The organism is Promicromonospora sp. NPDC019610, assembly GCF_044389365.1.
Classification (GTDB): domain Bacteria; phylum Actinomycetota; class Actinomycetes; order Actinomycetales; family Cellulomonadaceae; genus Promicromonospora.
In genome coordinates this window covers 272539-297706 of the sequence record NZ_JBIRXX010000001.1, presented here as the reverse complement: position 1 = coordinate 297706, position 25168 = coordinate 272539, and the positions used below count along the sequence as shown (strand labels likewise).

Sequence of the window (25168 nt, the reverse complement as noted above, 5' to 3'; positions counted from 1 at the left end):
AGGCCCGGTGATGCGGCGACGCCGCTACCTCACCGTGATCGTCACGGCCCGCTCGGACGGCGCCTGCAGGTCCGTGCCCGGGTACTTCGCGATCCACTCGCCCGACCGCGTCGTGCGGTACGTGGTCGTGTAGACGCCCTTCGAGTTGGTCCGCACCGTCTTCTTGTACTGCGGGCCCGTCGCACCAGCGGGGTCAAAGTAGAGCTTCACCGGTGTGTTCGGCGACAACCGGATCGCCGCCTTCGTGTCGCTCACCAGCTGCACCTTGCGCACCGCACCGCGGAGGGTGATCGTCTTCGGCCCGGTGAACGAGGTCGACGACGCCGCGATGGTCGTACTGCTCGCCCGCCGGACCCGCACGGTCGTGACGACGTCCCCCGGCATCTCGACACGTGCCTCCTCGGCGTCCCAGCGGTCCGTCCAGACGGCCATCTCGCCCGTGAACCGGACGTCGTACAGGCCGGCCGGATGTACGGCGGACAGCCGGTAGGCCCGGGTCGCGCTGTAGTTCGTCCGCCACGGGAACTCGCCGCTGCTGTAGTAGACGTCGCCCGCACCGAACCGCCCCTCCGCGCGACGGTTGGTCATGTACGGCCCGGAGTACTTGAGGTTCCCAGGGCGTCCGGCGGTCAGGAGTCCCGCGTCGACATAGACCGTCTGCGGCTCGATCCGGGTCACGACGTCCTGGACGATCACCCGCGCCTTCGCGGTGTGCCCGTTCTTCGTCCCCGACACCACGACCGACCGGACGGGCTGCGTGACCTTGCGGCTCGTGAACGTCGCGGTGCCCGGACCGAGGACCGTGTCCTCGTCCTCGCCCGGCCGGACGATGTCGTAGGTGCCGGAGGTGCTGGGCCGCACGGTCTTGGCGAACCAGCCGTTGGCGTCGGACGTCGCGGTCGCGACGGCCTCGCGCGGCGCCGTCCCGGCCGGATCGAAGTAGATCGTCACGAGCTCCCCGGCCGCGGGCGCGGACTGACCGTGGCCGACGAAGCCGTGCACCTGGACGGGCGAGCCGGCCGGTGCCACGTTCGGGGCGAGGGCGATGTCGTTGTAGCTGTACGCGGACGGGCTCGCCTCGTCCTCGCCCGTCGGTGCCCCCGCCGCCGCCGGCCCGCCCAGCAGGCTCCCGACGAGCGCCAGGCCGAGCACCTGGCCGAACGACTTCCGGACACCGATGACCATGGGATACCTCGCGGTGGGGTGGGAGTGTGGCCCGGCGACCGGGAACACGCTGATCCTGTCAGGCACCGCGACAAAAGGTGCGAGTCGGCTGAGAATCACCAGGGTGAACTTTCGGCCGGGCCGGGTGCACAAAAGTCCGCCCCCGCCGGGTGACCAGGCATGGATCCGCGTGAGAACCCATGCCTGACCACCCGGCGGAGGCGGACCTCCGGCCCTCGCGGCCGACACCGGTGGGTCAGCCCACCGTCACCGTCACGGCCGCCTGCGACTTGGCCAGCAGGCTCGTGCCCGCGTACTTGGTGATCCACCGGCCCGAGGAGGCCGCACTGACCGTGGCCGAGTAGGTCCCGTCGGCGCCGGTGGTGAGCTCCTTCTTGAGGACCGCGGGCGACGACCCCGTGGGGTCGAAGTACAGCTTGACCGGCGTGTTCGGCGCCGGCCGGATCGCCGCGCCGCCGCCGCTGACCAGCTGCACCCGCTTCACGTCACCGCTGATCGTGATGTTCCGGGCCGAGGGCACCGACGTCTGCGAGGCCGCGACCGTCGTCGTGGTCGCCCGCTTGACCACGATGGTCGTCACCGTGGGGTCCTCGACGAGCACGTCGTGCGTGCAGTTGCTGGTGCCACCCTCGAGCCCGTCCCAGTCCGGCGCCGAGCAGGCCTTCATGGCGTCCCGGATGCCGATGTCGTAGATGCCGGCCGGCAGCGTCGGGTTGAAGGTGAACGTCACGTGGCTCGTGCCGATCCCGGAGTGCGTCAGCTCCCGCTGCACCCGGTACCCGTCCGGGAAGCTGCCCTCGCCGCGCCGGCTCTGCGCACTGACCCAGCCGGACGTGCCACCCACGGTGAAGTCGAGGCTGCCGACGTCGACACGCCGCTGCACGGGGGCGAGGCCCAGGACGACGTCGTGCGTCATGAGGTGGTCGCCCGCGGTGAAGCCGTTCTGCGTGGCGCTGACCGTGCCCTGCCGCAGCGTGGTGTCGCGGGCCCGCTCCGCGGAGGTCAGGGTCCACACCGCCTTCGCGCCGGTGTCGGTCATCGGCATCTCTGCCCGCCACTTCCCGGACGCGCCCGGCTGCTGCCGGGTCGTGAAGTAACCGCGGTCGTCGGTCGTCAGGGTGTCGATGAAGACCTCCGGCGCGTCGCCCGTGGGGTCGAAGTACACCTTGACCTCCTGGCCGGTCGCCGGCTCGTAGTCGCCGGTCCCGAGGCTTCGGATGTTCGCCGCCCCGGAGAAGGAGACCGTCGAGCCCGCGGGCGCGCTCGACGGCGAGGTCCAGATCAGGGGGATGTTCCGCTTGGCCCGGAAGGGCACCAGCACCGGGTCCGCGGTGCGGATCGGCACCTTGACCACGCCGTCCGTGGTGGTCACGTCGATCTCCGCGGACACCGATACCTCGTAGACGCCGGGCTCGGCGTCGGCCGGCAGCGTGACCTTCGAGGTCCAGGTGTTGGCCGTGCCCGACGCCACGAACTGCGCGCCGGTCAGGCTGCGGCCCTCCGGGTCCACCATCGTCATGCGCCCGGAGCGCATGGCCGCGGAGGACCCGTTGTGCGTGATGGACATGGTGCCGGTGATGGACCCGACCACGTCCCCGCCGGGCGGCAGGGAGATCTTGGCGGAGACGACGACGTCGTCCACCCTGTTGGTCACACGATCCGCGGTGACGCCCGGCGGCGGTGCGGTGCTCACCTCGGCCGCGAGGCTCGGAGTCGCGGCGACGCCGGTCATCAGCAGTGCGGCCCCGAGCGCCATGCCCAGCGACGCCCGCATCCTCGATCTGTTCAAAGCAGCCCCCTCGTCAGAGGGACGCGGACGCGTCCCGCCCAGCCGCATGTTCTCCCGGCCGACAGGGGCGGGCCACGGGAGGCGGTGATGCGAGAGGGTGAATTTCTCTCACCCCCTCCGCTAAATCGGACGTCGGGTGAGAATAGTGATTATGCAGACCGACGGTAGGCAGGAATCACAGAACGAACGCGCGGACCGGAACTGGAACGAGCTGCTCCAGGAACTGCGCGTCATGCAGACCGGCGTGCAGATCCTCACCGGTTTTCTGCTGACCCTGCCCTTCCAGTCGCGGTTCGCCGACCTCGACCGGTACCAGGTCGTCGTCTACCTGGCCCTCGTCGTGGCGGCGGTGATCGCGACGGCCCTCATCGTGGCGCCCGTCAGCGTGCACCGGGCGCTGTTCCGCAAGCAGATGAAGCGCAGCATCGTCACCCTCGCCGACCGCATCACCCGCGCCGCCCTCGGGGCCCTCGCCCTGGTGATCACGGGGGCCTCGCTGCTCGTGTTCGACGTCGTGGTCGGGCGGACCGCGGGGATCGTCGCGGGCGCCGCCGCACTCGTAGTGATGGCGGTCCTGTGGGTGCTGCTCCCCGAGATCCTGCGCCGACGGTCCTGAACCGGCGCAGTCGCTCGAACTACTTCACGGTGATGGTGACGGCGCCCTGCGAGGGTGCCTGGAGGTCCGTGCCCGGGTACTTGGCGATCCATCGGCCCGACATCGACGTGCGGTACGTCGTGGTGTAGACACCCTGGGAGTTGGTCCGCACCGTCTTCTTGTACTGCGGGCCCGTCGCACCGGCCGGGTCGAAGTACAGCTTCACGGGCGTGTTCGGCGACAACCGGATCGCCGCCTTCGTGTTGCTCACGAGCTGCACCTTGCGCACCGCGCCGCGGAGCGTGATCGTCTTCGGCCCGGTGAAAGACGTCGCCGAAGCCGACACGGTGGTGCTGCTGGCGCGGCGGACACGCACGATCGTGACCGACTTCCAGGGGATCGGGACAGCTACGGTTTGCAGTGAGCCGTCCCCGTCACTGTCCCAGTGGTCCGTATTCACGCGGATCGGTCCCTCGTAGTAGACGTCGTAGAGCCCGGCAGGTTGCAGGGCCGACAACCGATAGGTGCGCACGCCGCTGTAGTCCGTGTCCCACAGATCCTGATCGCTGGTGGTGACGTCGCCGCTCCCATAGCGGCCCTCCGCGCGGCGGTTGGTCATGGAAGGCCCGGCGAAGGCGTTGGCTGAATACCCCGGCGTCAGGATCCCCGCGTCGAGATAGACGGTCTGCGGTTCGATCCGTGTGACGACGTCCTGCACCGTCACTCGAACTCTTGCGGTATGACCGTCCTTGGAACCCGATAGCACCACCGACCGGACGGCTTGACTTGCCGGACGTCTCGTGAACCTAACCGCCCTTGTGCCCACGACGTCCGTGCCCTGGTTCGCCACGACAACGTCGTACGTACCGGAGGTGGTTGGCCGGAACGTCGTGGCGAACCATGCATCGTCATCGGTGACGGCCGTCGCCACGCGGGCACGAGGAGCCGTGCCGGACGGATCGAAGTAGATCTCGACCTGCAGTCCACGCCCAGGCTGGCGCTGCTCCCAGATGGTGTCGGGCTGGATCGCGATGTAGCCGTGGACCTGGACCGGTGTACCCGCAGGGGCCGACGCCGGAGCAATCGCGACGTCGTACCAGGTGCGGGCGTACGCGGCCGGCGCCGGGGCCTCAGAACCTGGCTCCGCTGCGGTCGCAGCTGGCCCGCTCAACAGCCCGGCAGCCATGCTCAACCCGAGTATCGAGGTAACAGACTTTCGAACACTGACGGTCATCGGCGTACCTCGCGAGAAGAGTTGGGTCCGAGAACCACGGGGCAGACACGCGTCCTGCCCGTGAGAGCAGGAGCGCCTCGCGCGAGAAGCTCCCGGATGAAATTCATGGCTGCCGAACGCCGTCACGATCTTCCCGACGGTGTGCTGGGCATTACCTGACCGTGATGGTGACGGCGCCCTGCGAGGGTGCGCTCAGCGCGGCCCCTGGGTACTCCGCGATCCATCGGCCGGACAGGCTCGTGCGGTACTTCGCGGACCAGGCACCTCTCGAGGTGGTGTAGACGGTCTTCTTGTACTGGGGACCGGTAGTTCCCGAGGGGTCCCAGTAGAGCTTGACGGGGGTGCTGGCGGAGGCGCGATACCCGGCCTTCGTAGCGGTGACCGGCTGCAGTTTCTGCACCGAACCCTTGAGCGTGATCGTCCTGGCTCCGGTGAACGACGTCGAGGAGGCGGAGATAGACGTCTTGGTGGCTCGCTTCACAGTGAGCGTCGTGATCGTGTCGTCGTTGATCTCCACGTGTCTACGTCCGCAGTCTCCCGACGAGGACTCGGGCCGGGTGCAGGACGAGATGACGAAGAGACCACCGGCGTCGTACACACCGGGCGGCGTCATGCCATCCATGGTGACGCTGATGTAGCCGGCGCTGCTGTCGGCATTGGTCTTGTGTGTGCCCCCGAAGTAGCGGCCGTTCGGGTACTTGCCCTCACCTCGTCGGCCCTGGAGATGCAGCCCGCTGGTGCTCAGGAGGCTGCTCTGGGTCGTCAGTCCGAAGTCGACCCGGACGACCTGGGGGGTCAAGGTGGTGACGACATCCGTGGTCGTGACACGGATCCCCGCGCTGGCGCCGTTCGTCGTACGTCCGGAGGACCCCTGATGGATCGCGCGGGTGTGCGGGCGCGCAGTCTGGGCGGCCTTCGCGGTCACCGGATGCTGTGTCTCGCTTCCGGCGTACGAGGCGTACCAGGTGCCCGTCGCCGTGACCGGGGCGTCCAGCCGGAAGTAGCCCGTACTGGTCACCTTCGCGGTACCGACCGTTCTCCGGGCCGCCGATCCCTCGGGATCGAAGGCGATCTCGACCACGGTCCCCGTCGCGGGTACACGCGGGTAGTTTCCGGCGGTATCGCGGCTTCTCAGCATGAGAGTGCCGGCGAGGGTGGTGGTCGCCCCCGTCGGAAGGCTCGACGACCGCGAGACAAGCCTCAGCTCCGACACGTAGCGCACCTTGAAGGTCACCAGATCGGTCGCACCGATACGCACGAGGGCCGGCCCGCCGGCTCCGTCGACGTCTACGAACGCCACGAAGGAGACGGCGTAGTCGCCGATCGGTGCGCCGGTCTGGATCCGGGGCGTCGCCCTGTAGTGGCCTTCGGCGATCTCGGTGAGGCCGGAATCCCCCGCCCACAGATCCTGTCCGGCGGGGTCGGTCACCACCACCGAACCGTGGTCGAGTGAGACGGACGTACCGTCGTGCTCCACGTAGATGTCGACAGGCGTGTCATAGCTCGTCCCGACCGTGCGGTCACTCACGACGACACGCGCCGTGATCTCGTACCCACCCGACGAGACGGTGACCGTACCCTCGCGGGTCTCTGCCGCAGCCGACACCGCACCCGCACCGCTGATAAGCAGTGCCGCTCCGACGGTCGCACCGAGCGCCCGTCGTACCCTTGACATCACCGTCGTGACCTCGCAGCAAGAAGGAAGTGTTCACCGGAGACTCCGGGCACCGGAATCCTTCCAGAGCGCAACGTCGGGGCACCGCCACCGGGCGGTTATCCACAGGGTGATCTTCCCCCGGCGTCAGAGCGTCTTGTGCCAGGCCACGATCCGGTCCACCGCGCGCGACACCGTGTCGAGCGACGACGCGAACGACAGCCGCACCCACTCCCCGCCGTGCACGCCGTCGAAGTCGGTGCCGGGCGTGATGGCTACGTCGGCCTCGGCGAGGAGGCGGGCGCAGTAGGTCACCGAGTCAAGCCCGAACGAGGCGATGTTCCCGTAGAGGTAGAACGCGCCGTCGGCCGGGGCGACGGGGCGCCAGCCGAGCTCGCCGAGCCGCTCCAGGAGCAGCCTGCGGGACGCCGCGTAGCGCGCCACGTTCTGCGCGGCCGCCTCGTACCCGTCAGGTGAGAACGCGGCGATGCCGGCGTGCTGTGCGAGCGCCGGCGGGGAGAGCGCCACGTTGCTCGCGAGGGCGTCGACGGGCGCGACCAGCTCGTCCGGCAGCACGAGCCAGCCGAGCCGCCAGCCGGTCATGGCCCAGTACTTGGAGAACGAGTTCACGACGACGGCGCCCTGGTCGACGAACGTGGCCGCCGTCGCCTGTGCTACCTCGTCCGAGTAGGCGATGCCGTGGTAGATCTCGTCGCTGATCAGGCGCACGTCGTGGTCGGCGCACCACTCGGCGATCGCGGCCAGCTCGGCCGGCGTGATCATCGTGCCGGTCGGGTTCGCGGGCGAGGCGACCATGACGCCGTCGAGCCCTCCGCCGTAGTAGGCCTCGTTGAGCTGGGACACCGTGGGCTGGTAGCGCGTCTCGGGGCCGCAGTCGAGCTCCACGACCTCGCAGCCGAGCGCCGACAGGATGTTCTTGTAGGCGGGGTAGCCGGGGCGAGCGAGCGCCACCCGGTCGCCGACGTCGAACGACGCGAGGAACGCGAGCACGAACCCGCCGCTCGACCCCGTGGTGACGGCGATCCGCGCGGGGTCGACCTCGACGTCGTACCAGCGCCGGTAGTGGCCCGCGATCTCGGCGCGCAGCGCCGGGACGCCCATCGCCTCGGTGTAGCCGAGGTTCCCGTCGCGGAGCAGCGCGATGGCGCGCTCCCGCACCACGTCGGACGCGCCGGTCGACGGCTCCCCCGCACAGAGGTTGAGCACGTCCGCCCCGGTGGCCCGGCGCGCGTTCGCGGCGGCGAGCACCTCCATGACGGCGAACGGGGGCACGTGGGACCGGCGAGAGACCTTCATGCGGCCATCATGGCCCACCGGGGTGCCCAACGTCGGTACTAGCCGGCGAGGTTCACCAGCGCACCCGGGCGAACGTCAGCGACGCGACGCCGTTCTCTCCGAGGGTGGTCCAGGCGACGTGGTCGCCGTCGACCCCGACCGCGGCCTGCTCGCGAGACAGCCGGATGACGCCCGGCGCGCCGTCCCGGTCCACCATCGCGTAGGCCGAGCCGTCCTCCGTCGACCAGGCAACGGTCCCGGCGGACACGTCCAGGGCGGTGACGGGCGAGGTGCCGCGTACCTGGTAGGCCGTCCGCGTGGGGAGGTCCACGAGGTAGAGCAGGTCACCGGCGGCGAAGACGAGCTGACCGGCGTCGTAGCCGAGCGCGGACACCGGCTCGTGCCCGAGGTCCTCGTTCCTGACCGAGAGGAGCAGCTCCGACTGCGTGTCGTCCGGACCGGAGATCAGCGCGAACTCGGTCGTCGTGCCAGGTCCGGCCCCGATGCCCTGCCCTCCGGACCCCTCGACGTACGTGACCAACAGGCCGTCCGGCGCCGATCCCAGGGCACACACCCGCTCCCGGACGCTGATGGGGACCGGCGCCGATCCGTCGAGCGCCGTCGTGTGCAGGATCTGGGTGCAGCTGGTCCGCGCGACGTTCGCCACGGTGGTCCACCCGAGCAGCGAGTCCGCGAGCGCCACCGTGCTGGCTTCCGCGTCCTCCAGCGCCGACGAGTCGCTGACGGTCGTCACGCCCCCGTCCTTGTCCAGGACCCGCAGGGTCCACGGCAACGTCCCGGCGATCTGGGTGTTCGGCGTCTCGAACCAGGCGGCCCGGTCGCCCTGCCGGGCGAGGCCCAGGGCCTGCGGCCAGCGTCCGTCGACCTGCTCGGTCTCGGCCACCTCGACCACGTTGCTCCGTCCCTTGCCGTCCGGCGCCAGAGCCCTCAGGGTGAACGGCCCGGGAATGAGGTCGCCGTCGAACGCCTCGTATGGGTCGTCCCAGTTGAGCACGCTCTCCCCCGCGCCCAGGGTCGTGGCGTCCGCCTCGACCCGGGCGGCGGTGGTCCACCGGTGGTCGACGATGACGTCGACGCACCGCTCGACGTCGTGTGCGTCCGCAGTGTCGATCGTCCCGACGACGGTGAGCTCACCCCAGCCGTCGGACCCGGTGTCGACCGGGGTCGTGGGCGCCTCGTCGTCGGGCCGGGTGCACGTCGCGGTGTCCGTGTGATCCGAGGGCAGGCCGGAGATCCCCCGGCCCTCGAGCCCGAGCACCTCGCGCAGCCACTCGCTGCCCGGCAGCGCAACGGGCCCCAGGCCGGGCACCCGGACCGGACCCGCCAGAAGGAGGCCTACGACCAGCACGAACACCCCCGCGACGGTCACCACGGCCTGGACCGCCCGCCGGCGTCGGACCGCCGCCCGGGCATGAAGCAGCACCCGGTCGCCGTCCGCCCGGAACTCCGGGACGGCCTCGATCGCCGAGGCGCTGAGCAGGGAACGCAGCCGCGCGAGACCGCGCGCGTTGGCAGACTTGACCGAGCCGAGCGAGATGCCGAGCTCCTCGGCGACCTGCGCCTCGGACAGGTCGAGCAGGTGCCGCAGCACCACGACCCGCCGCTGCCCGAGGGGCAGCGCGCGCAGCGCCCTGCCGAGCTCGTCCCGGACGGCAACGTCGTGTGCGTGGTCAGGAACGGGCGAGAGCGGGATGACGCCGTCGTCCGCCACCACTGTGCGCCGGTCCTTGCGCCAGCCGTCGATCCGGAGGTTCATCAGGATGCGCCGTGCATAGGCCCGCGGCTCCCCCACCCGGGCCTTGGGCCAGGCGCGGTACGTCCGCTCGAACGTGGCCTGGACCAGCTCCTCGGCCTGGTCGGCGTCGCCGGACAGGAGGTAGGCCGTCCGGTGGAGATACGCGCCCGCCGACGTCACGAAGTCCACGAACTCCGCGTCGAGGTCGGGCGCGACCAGGACGTTGGCACGCGCCGGGTCGACGACGGTCTGCTCGGTGGTCTCCGCTCTCATACCGCCCTCCACGGGCGAGCGGGCACAGAGGTTGCCTGGTCCTCGGAGACGACCACGCGGAGCATCGGGTCATCATGCCGCCGGAATCGGCATGACAGGCAGTGGTGCACGAGCGAATCATGGCGAATCAGCGTTCACCATGCTCAAACCCCACTCACAAATGTGGAGCTAGACTCATAATTGTGTCCCTAGCTCCACAATTGTGAGTCGCTGGACAGCTCGCCGCGACCGGAAGGGCCGCCATGGACTGGAACTACCCTGAACACGTCTTCGGATCGGGGCTGGAGCCCGTCATCCTCCGCGCCCTGTGGCGCGCAGGTGCTCCGATGACGGGTGCCGAGGTGCATCGCGTCGCAGGAAAGGGCTCCGTCGGAGGCATCCGGCTTGCTCTCTCGCGACTCGCCTTGCAGGGGATCGTCCTGACTTCCCGCGTCGGCACGGCGGCGACACACTCCCTGAACCGGAATCACCTCGGTTTTCCTGCGATCGACGCGGCGTTCTCCGTCCTTGACCCGTGGACGCAGTTCCGGTCGCGCGTCACCGAGGTCGTGGCGGAACATGGTCCGGACGATCCTCTATCTGTCACGGTGGCAGTCTTCGGCTCGGTCGCGCGTGACGAGGCCCGGCTGGACTCGGACGTGGACCTCGCCGTCGTCGTCGCCGAAGTGGATGAGGGCGCCCAGAACCTCGCCGACGAGCTCCGTCAGGAGCTCGGTGCGGCCACAGGCCAGGCCGTACAGGTCTACCTGACCACGCCGGCGCGACTTCGCGACGCCGTACGCCAGGGGGACCCCATCGTCGATTCCTTCCGCTCGGATGCTCGCGCCGTCTCCGGACCGGACATCCGTACGCACCTTCAGGAGCATCGATGACGCCACGCCAGCAGCCTCGGACCCGAGTGATGACCAGGGCCGACGTCCGGGTGCGCGCGGCGACGGCGCGCAAGTATCAGGAGGTCGGCGAGATGGTCCTCGGTGAGGCGCCGGACGAACGCCAGGTAGCGGGTGGGCTCGCGGCACTTGCTGCCATCGCAGCCTCTGACGCGATCTGCGGTGCTCGGCTCGGGCGGTGTGCCATCGGGCAGGATCACGGGCAGGCCGAAAACCTGCTCGCCACCGTCAATCCGGATGGACGGGAACTTGCGAAAAAGCTCTCACGTGTGCTGGCGGAGAAATCGAACGCTCACTACGGGACCACCTACCTGAGCGGAGCGGAGACCCTGAGCATGATCAGAAGCTCCCGCGCACTGGTCGACGCACTCGACGCCCATCTGAACTGAGCGATGTCGGCCCATATTGCCTTTCGAGCCGCTTGTGAAAGTTGTAACATGCTGACCATGGCGCCGGGATCGCGCGAGGACGCAGACAACGACCCCCTCCGCCGAGCCGCGCAGTACCGCGTGGACCGGGAGGCAGCGGCCGAACGCGCGGAGCAGCCCGCCTCCCCCGACGAGTCGGAGCCCGTCGAGGACGACGCCAACGAGGACAAGCGGCCCGGCAGCATGTCCGTCGAGGAGCGCTCGCGCTACGTCGACGTGGTGATCGACCAGGCGATGCGGCGCGGCGAGTTCGACAACCTGCCCCTGCACGGCAAGCCGATCCCGGGCATCGGCGGCACGCACGACCCCGACTGGTGGGTCAAGGGCCTGATCGAGCGCGAGAACATCACCGGTTTGCTGCCCTCGGCCCAGCTCCGCAAGGACGACGCCGAGCTCGACGCCCGGCTCGACCTCGAAGCCATGGAGGAACGCGTCCGCGAGATCGTCACGGAGTTCAACGCGCGCGTCGTGGACGCCCGGCGTCAGCTCCAGGGCGGCCCGCCCGTCGTCACGCCCACCCGCGACGTGGACGAGCAGGTGCGCAGGTGGCGGGAGCGCCGGGCGGCGCGGCGGGCCGCGGCGTCGACGCCCTCTCCGGACCCGGCGCGCGGGCGGAGGACGCCGGACGACCGGCCGTGGTGGAAGTTCTGGTGACGGCGGCTCAGAAACCGTAGGCCGTCACGATGACCACGGCGGTCATCAGCCAGTAGGGCACCGATCCGAGCGCGAAGCCCAGGCCCGCCGCGATGGCCATGCGGCCCCGGTGCGCGCCGAACCGGCTGGACACGGCTCCCACTGCCATCGTGAGACAGCCCACGATCGTCACGCCCTCGGCGGCGCCCTGCGAGATCAGCATCCCGAGGATGAGCGCGACCACCCCGACGACGGCTTCGCCGCGCGCGAGGAAGGGCCCGCTTCGACGAGCCCGCGGATGCGTCTCCTGGTGCGTTGTCATGGCACATCGCCCCTCGTGCCCGACGTCGGTGTGGGCACCTCTTTTCCAGGATCGCACCAGGACCCGTTCTTTGCCAGGGCCCGCAGATATCAGGCGCCGGACGCCGCTGCGTCGGCCGGCGCGAGCACGTAACCGCGGAACCACCGCGCCGTCTCGCGCCAGACCTGCTCGCGTGCGGGCGCCGCCGAGAGGGTCGCGTCGTGCAGTCCGCCCTCGATGCGCACCAGGGTGGTGAGGGAGCCGACGTCGGGCACGCGGCGGGCGATCCCGACCACGTCCAGCACCGAGTCCGTGCTCCTCATGTCCTCGCTCCACCGCGTCGGGATGCTGCTGCGGGCGCTGAGCAGCACGAGGACCGGCACGTCGATGCCCAGGCCGCGCGCGACCTGGTCCTGCCCCCGGAAGATCGCGGCGAGCCAGGCAGGGGTGGCGCGCCACCCGGCGTCGGGCCGCCACGTGACGTCGTAGTCCCACTCGCCGTCGAACCGCGACGAGATCGAGCGCGCGTAGAGGCCACGGTCGAGGTTGACGAGCTGGCTGCGGGGAACCAGCACGGACTGCACCCGGATGCCGGGCTCCATGAGCTTGCGGCCCGCCTCGCGGGTCTGGAACTCCAGCCACGGCCCGTTGAGCACGAGCCCCGCGACGCGTTCCTGGTGGCGCGCCGTCCACAGGCTGAGGGTGAGCCCGCCCGTGGAGTGCCCCATGAGCACCAGCTTGCGGTCGGGGCGGTCGCCGAGGCCGTGTCCCATGACGGCGAGCGCCGCCTCGATCTCCTCGTCGTAGGTGGTGAGGCTGCGGACGAACCCGGGGGTCTGGCCCTCGCGCAGGCTGCGCCCGTAGCGCCGCAGGTCGAGCGCGTGAAAGCGGACGCCGAGCGACTCCCAGAAGTCCGCGAGGTGGGTCTGGAAGAAGTAGTCGAGCCAGCCGTGCACGTAGAGCACGTCGACGCCGGCGTCGGGCGGTGCGGCGGGTGAGGCGGCCGGCTCCCCGTCGGTGTGCTGCCGTCCGGCGCCGGGCAGCCGCAGCCGTCGGCCGAGCTCCGACAGCTCGTCCCAGAGCCGCGCCACCTGCGGGTTGTCGGCCCCGATCAGCCGGATCCCGTGGTGGTGGTCGGTGTCGTCCGGCCGGGTGCGACGTACCAGGGTCGCCACCACCTCGGGCTCGTCCTCGTCGGGCTCCAGCGGCAGGGTCAGGCGTTCGAAGCCCGGCAGCACGTCGGGCTCCCAGACCGGCTCCGGCACCGGCCCGTCGTCCAGACCGGGGGAGAGGCTCGTCATCTGACCGACGGTAACCGGAGGTGCGCCCACTCCGCCGGGTAGTCGTCGAGCCAGACCTCGAACGAGCGCGCCGCGCGGCCCGCCAGATGCCCGACGTCGGGGCTCACGGTCGCGAGCACTCCCGCCTCGATCGCCTGGCACCGGGTGATCCAGTCCTCCACCTCGGTGGCGGTCGACCGGTAGAACTGGGCGCGCGCCTGCTCCACGGTCTGGGGCACGTACCGGATGGTGCGGCCGACGGCCGCCGACAGCGTCGCCGCGATCTCGTCGAAGGTCAGCGCCTCGGGGCCTGTCAGGTGGTAGGCCCGGCCGGCGTGCCGGCTCGGGTCCTCGTCGAGGAGGACGGCGGTGGCGACGTCGGCCACGTCGTCGTGCGACACGGTGGCGACCCGGCCGTGGCCGGCGGGTGCGCGGAGCACCGTCTGCCGCCCGGAGCCGGACGACTCGTCGTGCACGGCGAACGTGGGGGTGCGGTGGAACATGCTGGTGCGCAGCATCGTCCACGTGAGGTCTGTACCCCGCAGGTACTCCTCGGTGAGCCAGTCGTCACGCGCGCCGGACGCGATCGCGTCCGGCGCGGCACCGATCGACGAGACGTAGACCACGTGCCGCACGCCCGCGAGCACCGCGGCATCGATCGCCGCGCGGTGCCGGGCGAGCCGTCCGGGACGCTCCCTGCCGGGCACCAGAAACACGGCGTGCGCATCGGCGAACCCGCTGGTCAGCGCCCTGGTGTCCGCCTCCGTCGGGATCGTGACGACCTCCGACTCGGGCAGCGGGGCGCCGTCGGGCAGCCGGGGTGCGGTGCCCCTGCCGGCGACCAGCAGGCGCTGGTGACCGCCCGCCGCGGCGACACGGAAGGCGAGCCTGGAACCCAGCCGGCCGTCGGCCCCGGTGAGGACGATCAGCCGGTCCGGCGACGCGGGCGTCATTCCCACACCGTAGACGGCGGACCGCCGACGGGCCGGTCGGGACGGGGTGAAATGCCGATCAGGCGCCCGAGGGCACGCCCAGCTCCGCGCGGACGAAGTCGACGACGCCGTCCGCCGCCGCCTCGATCTCGGCGAGGCACTCCTCGAAGTCCTCGGGACCCCCGTACCAGGGGTCGGCGATGTCGAGCTGCTGCTCGGGCGCACCCTCCACGGCGGGGTCGAACGACCGGTACAACCGGATCGTCGTGTCGGCCTGCGCGCGGCCCGCGAGGTTCCGCAGGGCCTGTGCGTGGCGGGCGGTCATCGCGAGGACCAGGTCCCGGGAGCCGACGTCGTCACTGGTCACCTGGCGGGCCCGGTGCCCGTCGCCGGTGGGGTAGCCGTGCTCGGCGAGGACGGCGCGAGCGCGCCGGTCCACCGGGTTGCCGTGCTCCTCGTCGCTCACGCCGGTCGAGTCGACCACCACGGCATCGCCCAGGCCGGCGGCCTCGAAGCGGTCGCGCAGCACGATCTCGGCCATCGGGGACCTGCAGATGTTTCCGGTGCAGACGGTCATCACGCGGTAGGCAGTCACGCGCACATTCTCCCTTGCGCGCTCGCGGCTCTCTCCCGGATGCGGCCGGGCACGGGAAAGCCCGCGGGGCGACAGATGTCAGCCGTGCTGGACGAGGGCACGGCACCCGCGGGCTCCGGTGGTCGCGAGGAAATCGCCACCATTGTCCCGTTGCGCCTGAGCGATCAAAAGGCCCCGTGCTGAGCCACCCGACCGCCGTCGGCGCGAAACGCTTACAGCGTCACGCGACTAGCGCGCGACCACCTCATGGGTCCGATGTGAAATCACTTCTCGGATCACCTCCCTTCTCATGTGCCACAGAACCTACGCCGCCCGGCGACGTACGCCCAGGCTTTTTCCTCGCGGCGAAATTCGGAGCCCCGGGCACGGGGCCGAGCGACGACTTTCGGGGAACCGGCCCGTCTGCCCTGCATGACCATCACCACCGTCGACGCGTTCACGACGTCGGCCGACGGCACGCGGATCGCCTTCGACCTCACCGGGCCGGGCCGCGGCCTGGCGCCGGCGGTCGTCGTGATCGACGGCGTCCTCGCCCACCGGATCCCTGTCACGCTCGCCGTGGCGGCGGAGCTGGGCGACCGCGTGACCACGCTGCGGTACGACCGGCGCGGACGCGGTGGGAGCGGCGACACCCCGCCGTACAGCGTGGACCGGGAGGTCGACGACATCGCCGCGTTGTTGCAGGTCACGGGCCCGGCTGTGCTGCTGGGCATCTCCACGGGGGCGTTCCTGGCGCTGCGCGCGGCCGCCGACCTGGGCGCCGTGGTCACCGGCGTGCTCTGCTTCGAGCCCGGCTACGACGTGGCGAGCGGGGAGTCGCCCACAGATCCCCGGATGATCGCGGGGGTGGAGGCCTGCGTGGCGGCGGGTGACCCGGGGAGCGCCGTCGAGCTGTTCCTCGACGTGGTGGGCATGCCGTGCCGGCTGGTGCCGCGGATGCGGGCGTCGGCGTCGTGGGCAGACCTGGAGGCGATGGCGCCGACCATCGCCTACGACGGTCGCGTCCTCGCGGCCGTCGCCCTGGGGCGACGGGCCCTGATGTGCCGCTGGGACCAGATCACCCAGCCGGTGCTCGTGGTCCACGGCACCGCGAGCGCCGCCGTCGTCGCTGCGGCGGCGGGCTCGCTGGTGGCCGTGCTCCCGGCGGCACGCCGTGTGACCGTTCCCGGTCACGGGGCGGACGTGCCGCCGGAAGCGATGGCGGAGGCCGTCGCCGGCCTCCTGGGTGTCGTCAGTCCGTGAGCGAGGCGCGGGAGCCAACGACGGGAGACGTGCCCTGCAGGCCGCCGAGCCGGGACACACCGGCACCGGAGCCGAGCGTACGAGCGGACATCGTCCCCTCGTAGCTGTCGTACTTCACGTACTGGTGGTACACCTGGCCGTCGGACCGGTCGGTGACGCGCCAGCGGCCACCCACCCAGACGGACCGCGGGGCCTCGGTGTACGCACCGAAGAATCCGCACCCGTCGTCGTCGAGGACGACGCCGTGGGAGATGTGGTTGGGCTGCTCCTGGCCGGCGCCGGGGTAGACGTGCCCGTTGCTGCCGATGAACTGCACGGAGATGTCACCGGTCGGGTAGTAGCCCGGCGCGGCGCAGACGCCGACGTCAGCCGCCAGGTAGCCGGCGTACTCGTAGGACTCGCTGACCGCGGCGTTGTAGTTCCACAGGCTGAACCACTGGTAGGCCGCGAACGGCGACGACAGCGAGGAGCGGACCCACAGGTAGGTCCGGTTGCTGGTGTCCTTGCCGGCCATGTTCGACACGACCACGCGGAACTGGTTGAGCTCGTGCGCGGGCGCGGCGGTGAACCGGTACGTCGAGCTGTTCGAGCCGATGTTGGTCCAGGTGCCGCTCGCCGGGGTCCAGCGCTGCCACTGGTACTTGAGACCGCCACCCGTGGCCGACACCTTGAGCGTGACGGTCTTGCCCACCGTCGTGTCCACGTAGCGCGTGGGCTGCGTCTTCACGTCGGGCGTGCTGATGCCGACGGGCCACTTCACCTTGGCCGTCGCCCCGCTGAGGCGCGACGCCGGCAGGTAGGCGTACTTGCGCCCGGTGACCTGCACCGAGATCAGCTTGCCGTGCTCCTTGGTGGTGAGCCGGTAGGTGCGGCTGGTCGCGCCGGCGATCGGCGCGCCGTTGGCGCGCCACTGGTAGGTGACCACCGACGGGGTGGGCGACCAGGTGCCGCGGTTCGCGGTGAGGGTCTGGCCCACGCGGACGGTGCCGCTGATCGTCGGCGCGGACGTGCGGGCGAAGGGCTTGGAGACGACGGCGGCGGCCGACGTCAGGCTCTTCGTCGTGTAGCCGGCCTTGGAGCCGGTCACCGTGACGGTGAGCTTGTCACCGTGCAGGCGGTTGGGGATCGTGTAGGTGCGACCGGTGGCGCCGGAGATCGAGCTGCCGTTCGCCTTCCACTGGTACTTCAGCGTGGCCGTCGGGGAGAAGTGGCCGGTGGTGGCGCCGACCAGGCCGCCGACCTTGACCGTGCCGTTGATCTTCGGCGTCGTCGTGACGAAGCTGGCCTTCGCCACGGTCGAGAACGCGCTGTACGCGGTCTTCGGGGCGTAGCCGTCCTTCGTGCCGGTCACGACGAGACGCAGGGTCTTGCCCGCGTGCGCGGCCTGCGGGGTGAACGTCGTCGTGGTGGCGACCGTCGTGCCGCTGATCTTCCACTGGTAGGCGAGGGAGGTGCCCTCAGGCCAGGTGCCCGGCTTGGCGGTGAGCTTCGAGGCGACCTTGACCGTGCCGGAGACGGTCGGGGTGCCGGGAGCGAGGTCGCCGAGGGACACGACGCCGGAGGCTGCCGCGACGGGGGCGCTCGTCAGGCCGCCCGCGGTCGCCGCGACGGTGCCGATCAGGTACTGGTCGAGGTAGGCGGGCAGGACGTCGAGCGTCGGGTCGCCGGCCCCCTCGACGAGCGTGTCCGCCGTCGTGTCCAGGACCGCGTCCGAGCTGAGGTACCACGCGTAGGCGACGGACTCGGGCTCGGGTGTCCAGGTGCCGCCGGTCTGGTCGAGGGCGACCGTGGAGCCGACCGCCGCCGTACCGCTCACCGCAAGGGTTCCGGTGAAGACGGGCGCGTCGGCCTCCGCGGCGGACGCCGGCACAGCGGCGAACGGCCCGGCGACCAGGGCGAGCGTGGCGAGCGATGCGCCGGCGCGCCAGCGCCGGGCCGTTCTCGGGGTGGGGGCGGCGAGCGCGGGGTGAGCGTCGCCGAACAGCTTCTGCTTCATGGGGGTCCTTCGCGATCCGTGACAGGACGGGGCACCGGGGACCGCCGTCGGTCCCGGGCGTCGCGAACGTAACGTGCCGCGAATGCTGCCGGAAGCAACATTTCGCGGGAATCGGCTTAAAACCGTCGAAGTTCACCCCTGGATTCACCCGGCGTCAACCCATCGGGCCCAGCAGAGCCCGTCGAGACGTGTGTCCCGACGGGCTCTGGCGGTCTCAGAGCTGGTGGTCCCAGAACGAGCGGCCTCAGAACGGGCGGCGGGCCGTGACCAGGATCCGCGGCGCCTCGTCCACGAGCACGTTGCCCGTCGCGAAGTGCATGTGCAGCCCGCGCAGCGCCGCCTCGTGGCGGGCGACGGCGGCCGGGGTGAGGTCGGCCAGGTCGGGCACCTGCCAGGCCGCGACCCGCAGGTACCAGAGCACGGAGGAGAGGTCCTTGAACGTGCGCGTCCCCGCGTACTCCGTGGCCTCGACGATCTCGAGACCGGAGGCGACGAGGCCGTCGGAGATGACGTCGATCGTCACGCCGTCCGGGTCCCAGCCCAGCGGCACCCGCAGCACCTGGTTGAGGACGAAGCCGTCGCGCGTGTCCACCTGCTCGGTGAGGAACGTGCCGCCCGGCTCCAGCACGCGGCCCACCTCGTCGGGGTCGATGCTGCTGAACCGGCTGAGCACCGCGCTGAACTGACCGTCGAAGAACGGCAGCAGCACGTCGCCCGTCCACGACGGCTCCACGCGGCGCACGTCGATGCCGAGCGGCTCCAGGCGCCGTCGGGCAGAGAGGAAGGCCGGGCCGAGCTCCGTGGCGGCCGAACCCTTGGGGAGCGGGCCCAGGCCCGCGAAGAAGTCACCGTCACCGGTGCCGATGTCGAGCACGGCACCCCGTGACTTGAGCACGATCTCGCGGGCCAGCGTGGGGTAGTCCCACTCCGGCGCGTCGATCGTGAGACGGTCGTCGACGGGAGCGTCGTCGAGACCACCCGTGAACAGCGCCGCGGGTGTAGCAGGAGTCGCAGGGGCGTTTCGCGCCCATTCGACGTGGTCCTCGAACGGCGCGTCCGGCGCCGGAGCAGGGGCGATCGAGACGTCAAGCATGTGGGAGATTGTGACGCAAACGGGGAGTAAGGGCTAACACTGGTGCAAACACGACCGGAGGCGTCGCCGTGATGGTGAATCCCATACCCGCGTCGCACATTTCACCGGCAGATCCGCAGTTCTCGCTGCGGGTGGTCGGCCTGATGTCCGGCACGTCCCATGACGGGGTCGACGCCGCGGCGTGCGACCTCCGGCTCGTCGGCGACACGCTGACCCTCATCCCCCTCGGGCACCTCTCGGCCCCGTACCCGGCTGTCCTCCGGTCGGAGCTGGTGGCGGCCCTGCCGCCGGCCGGCACCACCGCGGAGGCCGTGTGCCGGCTCGACACCGGCGTCGGACAGGCCTTCGCCGACGTCGCGACCCGTGCCGTCGCCGAGCTCTGCGGTGGGCGCGCCGACCTCGTGGTCTCGCACGGCCAGACGCTCTTCCACTGGGCGCCGGCGGGCGGGGTCGTGCGGGGCACCCTGCAGATCGGCGAGCCCGCGTGGATCGCCGAGGCGACCGGGCTCCCCGTCGTCTCGGGCCTGCGCACCCGCGACGTCGCCGCGGGCGGGCAGGGCGCGCCGCTGGTCGGCCTGTTCGACACGCTGTGGCTCGCCGGCCGCCCGGGCGCCGTCGCGCTCAACCTGGGCGGGATCGCGAACGTGACCCTGTTGTCCGGGGAAACGCCGTCCCCGGTGTCGCCGTCCACGGCGACGTCGGTCGCCTTCGACACGGGCCCGGCGTGCGCGCTGCTCGACGCCGCGACCCGACACGTCACGGGCGGACGCCTCACCTACGACGCCGACGGCGCGCTCGCCGCCCGCGGCCAGGTGCTCCCCCTTCTTCTGGAGCGGCTGCTCGACGAGCCGTACTACGCGCGGCCGGCGCCCAAGTCGACGGGCAAGGAGCTGTTCCACCTCTCCTACCTGTTGGACCGACTCGGCCCGACGGAGCCGACGGCGGAGGACCTGCTCGCCACGCTCGTGGCGCTCACGGCCCGCACCGTGGCCGACGCCGTGCGACACACCGCCACCGAGGTCGTCGCCTCGGGCGGCGGCACCCGCAACCCGGTGCTCATGGCGGCGCTCCGGTCGGAGCTGCCCGGGGTCGCCGTCCGCACCTCGGACGAGCTGGGCGTGCCGAGCCAGGCCAAGGAGGCACTGGCGTTCGCGGTGCTCGGCTGGCACACGTGGCACGGCCTGCCCGGCGTGCTGCCGGGAGCGACCGGGGCACGACACCCGAGCGTGCTGGGGTCGGTGACGCCGGGGGCGGACGGGCGGTACCCGCCGGGGCGGAGTGCGGGCGCGGGGCGGCCGGTGCGGTTGGAGATCTTGCCGCCGGTCTGAGGTGCCCGGAACGTCAGCGGGTGAAGATGAGCGAGACGCGCTTGTTTCGGGACAAACGCGGCTCCGCGGCGGATACAGTCACGCGACTTATCGTTCCGCGCATGGACCATGCGCCACTTTCCTGGAGCGCTCGATGCCGACCTCAGACTCTCGGCGAATTATTTCCTTAGCACGGCGGGCCTCTGCGTCGCTGGTGGCCTCTTGCGTGGTGCTCGGGCTGACCGTGACGGCGGCCGGTGCGACGCCAGCCCAGGGAGCACAGGTGGGCAGTGCAGGCGCGGTGGCCGAGACGGCCACCGACTCCCTGGACCCCACCTTCGTGCAGGAGGGAACGCCCAGTACGAACGGCGGGCAGGTGGTCCGCTGGGGTGACCTCGGTGGCACCAACGCGCCGCCAGCACTTCCGCCCGGGGTGTTCGCGACGGCAGTCACCTCCGACTCGTTCACCGTTCTGGTGCTCCGGAGTGACGGAAATGTCGATTGGCGCCGTTACCACGACACAGACAGCGTCACGCAACATCTACAGGCCCCGCCGAACACGAGATACACGGCGGTATCGACGGGTGGGATCGCGGGAGAGCATGTGCTCAGGTCCGACGGCGTGGTGTTGGACCTGAACGGCCGAGTTGTCACGACGCCTCCGGAAGGCTTGGCGTATACGGCGATCGCCCCTGGACTCGCGCTGCGGTCGGACGGTGTGCTTGAGCCCTCAGGGACGCCGGAAGTGATGTGCCCCGACGCCAGCGATCCAGGCCCCGGACTGCGCTACACGGCTATCTCCGCGCGCGACTCGGGCAGCCGCTGGGTCGCGCTGCGCGACGATGGGGCGTTCGTGTACTGCCAGGTCGGGAACGATGAACCCGGAGCGACCGTGTTCGAACCACCCGCGGACACGCGCTTCATCGGCGTCGACATGGGTCAGGTCGAGGCTGTCGCCGCCACAGCGGATGGCCGGGTCATCTCGTCGGAGAACGGGCTCGTCGCGGTCGTGCCGACCGGACGATCGATCGTCTCGCTCGCCGCAATCCAATTTGGTAAGGGAGCCGCGGCCCTGGACGACGGAACGATTCTCAGCTGGGGACTCAGCGGCGAAGACGCGACCCCACCCGTGGTTCCCACCGAGCGTGCTGTCTTCTCAGCAGTCACCGGCGAAGGGCCCTACGGTCAGCACTGGGCGATCATGGTGGGCGACCCCATCCCGGTGGAGGTGTCAGTCCTGCCGATGCTGCCTGCCGACCGTCCGTTGCGCGTCACGGATCATGTCCGAGTCAATGTCGCCGCAACACTCGGAGACGGGACCCCGATCACCGGTCTGGCAGAGACCACCGTGCGGACTCCCGACGGACAAGAGCGCGCGCTCGAGGCACAAAGCCTGTGGCCCTCCTCTACGGACATCTACCTCATGCCCCGCGACCACGCGCAGGTCGGAAGCCACGACGTGGCCGTGACGTTTTCCGGGTCGCCCTACGCCACGACCACCATCGAGAACACCTTCGACTTTGTCGGACCCAGCCCGGTCGCGCTGACCACCTCGGGTCCGCCGACCTGGCGCCAGGGCTCCGAGGACACGCTCTGCTTCACGCTCGTCACGGAGGACGGATCACGCCTCTGGTGGCAGACGGAGGACCAGACCACCATCAGCGTGGACGGCGATCCAGGGCAGTCCTATGACTGGTACCAACCCAATCAAGAAGGCACGCGGATCACGTCATGCCTGCGCGATCTCTCTCTTGAGCCAGGGACATACACTGCCCAGTTCACCTATGAAGGTTGGGGCGCAGGTGACTCGGCATCGTGGAGCGGAACAGTGGTCGTCCTTGGCGCGCCTGCGACGCGTGTCGAGAGCGACCTACCGTCATCGTGGCGCTATGGAGAGATGCCCGACTCCATCGCGGTCGACGTGCGTTCCGACTCGCTCGTTCCGGCCGGAGTCGCCAGGCTCTTCCTCAACGACCGGGCGATATTCGCGTTCGGATACAGCGCGCGGCTCGACGGGACCGGTCATGGCTTGATCAGGACGGGCGACGAGGACGAACTGGTTCCTGGCACTTATCCCACGATCCTGAAGTTCCAGGCGGACGGCGGCTTTCTCGACTCCCACCTTCAGCGGACGGTCACCGTCGAGCCGGCTTCGTTCGCGGCGGCCACTCCGACGGTCATCGGTGCCCCGCAAGTCGGCTCGACGCTGACCGCCGCCGCCGGCATCTGGTCGCCGACACCCACCAGCTTCCGCTACGCGTGGAAGGTCGACGGCGTCGCCGTCGCGGGCGCGACGTCGAGCACGTTCACCGTCCCCGCCTCGGCGGCGGGCAAGAAGGTCACCGTCACGGTCACCGGCACCAAGCAGTACTACGAGTCGTCGGCGACCAGCGCCCCCACGGCCGCCGTCGCGCCCGGGACGTTCACCGCCCCGAAGCCGACCATCAAGGGCACGGCGAAGGTCGGCGCGACCCTGACGGCGTCCCGCGGGACGTGGTCGCCGACGCCGTCGTCCGTGAAGTACGTGTGGAAGGCGAACGGGACGACCATCTCCACGCGGACGTCGAGCACGTTCGTGGTGCCGGCGTCGGCGAAGGGGAAGCGGCTGACCGTCACGGTGATCGGCTCGCGCTCCGGGTACACGACGAGGTCGGTCGCGAGCTCCGCGACGTCGACGGTGGCCGCGGGCACCTTCACGGCGCCGCGGCCCACGGTCACGGGGACCAAGCGGGTCGGGTCGACGCTCACGGTGAGCCGCGGGACGTGGTCGCCCGCGCCGTCGTCGGTGAAGTACGTGTGGAAGGCGGACGGGGCGACCATCTCGACACGAACGAGCAACCGGTTCGTCGTCCCAGCGCGGGCCCGGGGCAAGCACCTGACGGTCACGGTGACCGGTTCGCGCGCCGGGTACACGGCCAAGTCGGTGACCAGCACCCGGACGGTGACCATCCGCTGACCCCCGCGGCAGACCCGCGCGCCCGCATCAGCCGGGGTGGTGACGTCCTCCGACGTCGCCACCCCGGCTGTTCCACGCGTGGCCCCAGGAATATCGGGGGAGAAGTACCCATCTCGGGCGCCCGGACGAGCCCCGACGCCGGGCAAGACGAAGGCCCCGACTCATCTGAGCCGGGGCCTTGCGTACAACGTGCGCGAGGGGGGAGTTGAACCCCCACGCCCTTTCGGGCACACGGACCTGAACCGTGCGCGTCTGCCTATTCCGCCACTCGCGCGCTGCGAGGATGACGCTAGCACGACTCGGACGGCAGTTCCGAATCCAATAACCGTGAAGTGGTTCACGTCCCGCCGCAGGTCTAGTAGCGTGCGGATCCGCCCACGCCTCTCCTCGCCGCGCCACCTGAGGGAAGATCGGAGAAGATCCGCAGGACATCCACAGTATTGGAGTCTGCGGGGACCTACCGGTCTATACGATCTAGGTAGTCTGCCCGGCGCAGACCCTGGAAGGAGGTGGCATGGGCGCCCTGGACCGCTTCGAGAAGAGCGTGGAGCGCATGATGAACAACGCGTTCGCCAAGGTGGGACGTGGCGAAGTGAAGCCCGTCGAGCTGGCGAGCAGGCTGCGGCGTGAACTGGACGACCGTGCCGCGGTCGTCGGACGTGACCGTACCGTCGCACCGAACGAGTTCACGATCGAGCTTGCTCCCGACGACTTCGCCCAGATCGAGGCGTGGGGTGCACAGACCCTCGCCGACGAGCTCGCGTCCAACATCACGGCGTACGCCGCGACGCAGCACTACGCGTTCGTGGGCCCCGTGAGCGTGACGTTCGACGAGCAGTACGAGCTGGTGCCCGGCCGCTTCACCGTACGGTCGCGCAGCGTGCAGGGAAGTGTCGCCCCGGCGACCTCCGGCGCGCCGACGGGACGGCACCCGCTCATCGACATCGATGGTCAGCGCTACCTGCTCACCGGACCGGTGACCGTCATCGGGCGCGACGCCGAGGCGGACATCGTGGTGGACGACCCGGGCGTCTCCCGGCGTCACCTCGAGATCCGCGTGACGCCGGACGGCGTAGTGGCGACCGACATGGGCTCCACCAACGGCCTGTACGTCGAGGGCCACCAGGTTCCTGCCGCGACCCTGCTCGATGGCAACACGATGACCATCGGCCGTACCCGCATCATGTTCTGGACCGGCAGCGCGTCCGGTGCGGACAACGAGGACTGGTGAATAAACCGAAATGAGTGAGCTCACGTTCACCCTGCTCCGGCTGGGCTATCTCGTGCTGCTGTGGGTGTTCGTGCTCTCCGCCGTCGCAGTGCTCCGGCGCGACCTCGCGGGGCCACGCACCTCCAGCGGCCGGCGGCGCCGGCCCGAGCTGGCGGGGCCCGCCCCGACGCCGACCCCGGGCGGCGGTGCGCCCCGCGCGCCCCAGCGCGGTGGCCCGTCGCGGCTCGTCGTGGTGGCCGGCCCGCTCACCGGGACCACCATTCCCCTCACCTCGTCCGGAGTGCTGATCGGGCGCGCGCCGAGCTGCACCCTCGTGCTCGACGACGACTACTCGTCCTCGCGCCACGCGCGGATCTTTCCCCAGGGCGGCCAGTGGTTCGTGGAGGACCTCGGTTCCACGAACGGCACCTACATCGGTGAGGAGCGGGTGCAGGGCGTCATCCCGCTCGCTCCCGGTGTAGGCGTGCAGATCGGACAGTCCGTCGTCGAGCTCCAGGGATGA

21 protein-coding genes and 1 tRNA gene are annotated in these 25168 nt (G+C 70.6%); 9 read left to right on the top strand and 13 right to left on the bottom strand.

Annotation, left to right across the window (positions count from 1 at the left end; all coding sequences use genetic code 11):
• Positions 1 to 24: 24 nt before the first annotated feature.
• Together ACH45N_RS01285 and ACH45N_RS01280 are read right to left on the bottom strand one after the other, a co-directional pair.
• Positions 25 to 1185, bottom strand: coding sequence for a hypothetical protein (locus ACH45N_RS01285; RefSeq protein WP_397390399.1), 1161 nt, complete (start codon positions 1183 to 1185; stop codon positions 25 to 27).
• Between the two features lie 235 nt (positions 1186 to 1420).
• Positions 1421 to 2974, bottom strand: coding sequence for a hypothetical protein (locus ACH45N_RS01280; RefSeq protein WP_397390397.1), 1554 nt, complete (start codon positions 2972 to 2974; stop codon positions 1421 to 1423).
• A gap of 151 nt (positions 2975 to 3125) precedes the next feature.
• On the opposite strand from ACH45N_RS01280, the gene ACH45N_RS01275 reads away from it, so the two are divergent.
• Positions 3126 to 3590 carry a DUF6328 family protein gene (locus tag ACH45N_RS01275; protein WP_397390395.1) on the top strand — a complete coding sequence of 155 codons (465 nt, stop codon included), beginning with the start codon at positions 3126 to 3128 and terminating at the stop codon, positions 3588 to 3590.
• A gap of 19 nt (positions 3591 to 3609) precedes the next feature.
• On the opposite strand, the gene ACH45N_RS01270 is transcribed toward ACH45N_RS01275, so the two are convergent.
• The 4 genes from ACH45N_RS01270 to ACH45N_RS01255 all read right to left on the bottom strand — a co-directional run bounded on the left by ACH45N_RS01270 (position 3610) and on the right by ACH45N_RS01255 (position 9782).
• Positions 3610 to 4803 carry a hypothetical protein gene (locus tag ACH45N_RS01270; RefSeq protein WP_397390393.1) on the bottom strand — a complete coding sequence of 398 codons (1194 nt, stop codon included), beginning with the start codon at positions 4801 to 4803 and terminating at the stop codon, positions 3610 to 3612.
• A gap of 151 nt (positions 4804 to 4954) precedes the next feature.
• The gene (locus tag ACH45N_RS01265; RefSeq protein WP_397390391.1) at positions 4955 to 6481 is read right to left on the bottom strand and encodes a hypothetical protein; all 1527 of its coding nucleotides are present in this window, start codon (positions 6479 to 6481) and stop codon (positions 4955 to 4957) included.
• A gap of 123 nt (positions 6482 to 6604) precedes the next feature.
• Positions 6605 to 7774 (bottom strand): aminotransferase class I/II-fold pyridoxal phosphate-dependent enzyme, encoded by a 1170-nt coding sequence (locus ACH45N_RS01260; protein WP_397390389.1) that lies wholly within the window; start codon positions 7772 to 7774, stop codon positions 6605 to 6607.
• Positions 7775 to 7826: 52 nt separating this feature from the next.
• On the bottom strand, positions 7827 to 9782 hold the full coding sequence (locus tag ACH45N_RS01255) for a SigE family RNA polymerase sigma factor (protein WP_397390387.1): 1956 nt from the start codon (positions 9780 to 9782) through the stop codon (positions 7827 to 7829).
• 242 nt (positions 9783 to 10024) lie between these two features.
• Here ACH45N_RS01255 and ACH45N_RS01250 point away from each other — a divergent pair, with 242 nt between their 5' ends.
• Genes ACH45N_RS01250 through ACH45N_RS01240 form a run of 3 tightly spaced genes read left to right on the top strand, consistent with a single transcriptional unit; the run spans position 10025 to position 11754 of the window.
• On the top strand, positions 10025 to 10654 hold the full coding sequence (locus ACH45N_RS01250) for a nucleotidyltransferase family protein (protein ID WP_397390385.1): 630 nt from the start codon (positions 10025 to 10027) through the stop codon (positions 10652 to 10654).
• Positions 10655 to 10683: 29 nt separating this feature from the next.
• Positions 10684 to 11061, top strand: coding sequence for a hypothetical protein (locus tag ACH45N_RS01245; protein WP_397390383.1), 378 nt, complete (start codon positions 10684 to 10686; stop codon positions 11059 to 11061).
• Positions 11062 to 11118: 57 nt separating this feature from the next.
• Positions 11119 to 11754, top strand: coding sequence for a DUF1992 domain-containing protein (locus ACH45N_RS01240; protein ID WP_397390381.1), 636 nt, complete (start codon positions 11119 to 11121; stop codon positions 11752 to 11754).
• Between the two features lie 7 nt (positions 11755 to 11761).
• On the opposite strand, the gene ACH45N_RS01235 is transcribed toward ACH45N_RS01240, so the two are convergent.
• The 4 genes from ACH45N_RS01235 to ACH45N_RS01220 form a co-directional block, all read right to left on the bottom strand.
• Positions 11762 to 12055: a hypothetical protein gene (locus tag ACH45N_RS01235; RefSeq protein ID WP_397390379.1), complete on the bottom strand. Its 294-nt coding sequence runs from the start codon at positions 12053 to 12055 to the stop codon at positions 11762 to 11764.
• A gap of 89 nt (positions 12056 to 12144) precedes the next feature.
• Positions 12145 to 13335 carry an alpha/beta hydrolase gene (locus ACH45N_RS01230; RefSeq protein WP_397390377.1) on the bottom strand — a complete coding sequence of 397 codons (1191 nt, stop codon included), beginning with the start codon at positions 13333 to 13335 and terminating at the stop codon, positions 12145 to 12147.
• Complete coding sequence (locus tag ACH45N_RS01225) at positions 13332 to 14267, bottom strand: NAD(P)H-binding protein (protein ID WP_397390375.1); 936 nt, start codon at positions 14265 to 14267, stop codon at positions 13332 to 13334. The genes ACH45N_RS01230 and ACH45N_RS01225 overlap by 4 nt, the downstream gene beginning before the upstream one ends.
• 58 nt (positions 14268 to 14325) lie before the next feature.
• Positions 14326 to 14823, bottom strand: coding sequence for a low molecular weight protein-tyrosine-phosphatase (locus ACH45N_RS01220; protein WP_397393763.1), 498 nt, complete (start codon positions 14821 to 14823; stop codon positions 14326 to 14328).
• A gap of 429 nt (positions 14824 to 15252) precedes the next feature.
• On the opposite strand from ACH45N_RS01220, the gene ACH45N_RS01215 reads away from it, so the two are divergent.
• Positions 15253 to 16083, top strand: coding sequence for an alpha/beta fold hydrolase (locus tag ACH45N_RS01215; RefSeq protein ID WP_397390373.1), 831 nt, complete (start codon positions 15253 to 15255; stop codon positions 16081 to 16083).
• On the opposite strand, the gene ACH45N_RS01210 is transcribed toward ACH45N_RS01215, so the two are convergent.
• Positions 16073 to 18079, bottom strand: coding sequence for a hypothetical protein (locus tag ACH45N_RS01210; protein WP_397390371.1), 2007 nt, complete (start codon positions 18077 to 18079; stop codon positions 16073 to 16075). The two genes, ACH45N_RS01215 and ACH45N_RS01210, sit on opposite strands and share 11 nt — an antisense overlap.
• A 244-nt stretch (positions 18080 to 18323) precedes the next feature.
• A complete protein-coding gene (locus ACH45N_RS01205) occupies positions 18324 to 19172 on the bottom strand; it encodes a class I SAM-dependent methyltransferase (RefSeq protein WP_397390369.1) in 849 nt (282 codons plus the stop codon).
• Between the two features lie 71 nt (positions 19173 to 19243).
• Between ACH45N_RS01205 and ACH45N_RS01200 the strand changes: the two genes are divergently transcribed.
• Positions 19244 to 20500, top strand: coding sequence for an anhydro-N-acetylmuramic acid kinase (locus ACH45N_RS01200; protein ID WP_397390367.1), 1257 nt, complete (start codon positions 19244 to 19246; stop codon positions 20498 to 20500).
• Between the two features lie 205 nt (positions 20501 to 20705).
• Positions 20706 to 23435 (top strand): hypothetical protein, encoded by a 2730-nt coding sequence (locus ACH45N_RS01195; protein WP_397390365.1) that lies wholly within the window; start codon positions 20706 to 20708, stop codon positions 23433 to 23435.
• A gap of 190 nt (positions 23436 to 23625) precedes the next feature.
• Here ACH45N_RS01195 and ACH45N_RS01190 read toward each other — a convergent pair.
• Positions 23626 to 23709: transfer RNA gene (locus ACH45N_RS01190), tRNA-Leu, on the bottom strand.
• A gap of 240 nt (positions 23710 to 23949) precedes the next feature.
• Here ACH45N_RS01190 and ACH45N_RS01185 point away from each other — a divergent pair.
• Together ACH45N_RS01185 and ACH45N_RS01180 are read left to right on the top strand one after the other, a co-directional pair.
• The gene (locus ACH45N_RS01185; RefSeq protein WP_020017306.1) at positions 23950 to 24666 is read left to right on the top strand and encodes a DUF3662 and FHA domain-containing protein; all 717 of its coding nucleotides are present in this window, start codon (positions 23950 to 23952) and stop codon (positions 24664 to 24666) included.
• A gap of 10 nt (positions 24667 to 24676) precedes the next feature.
• Entirely contained in the window at positions 24677 to 25168 is a 492-nt protein-coding gene (locus ACH45N_RS01180; RefSeq protein ID WP_397390363.1) for an FHA domain-containing protein, read from the top strand.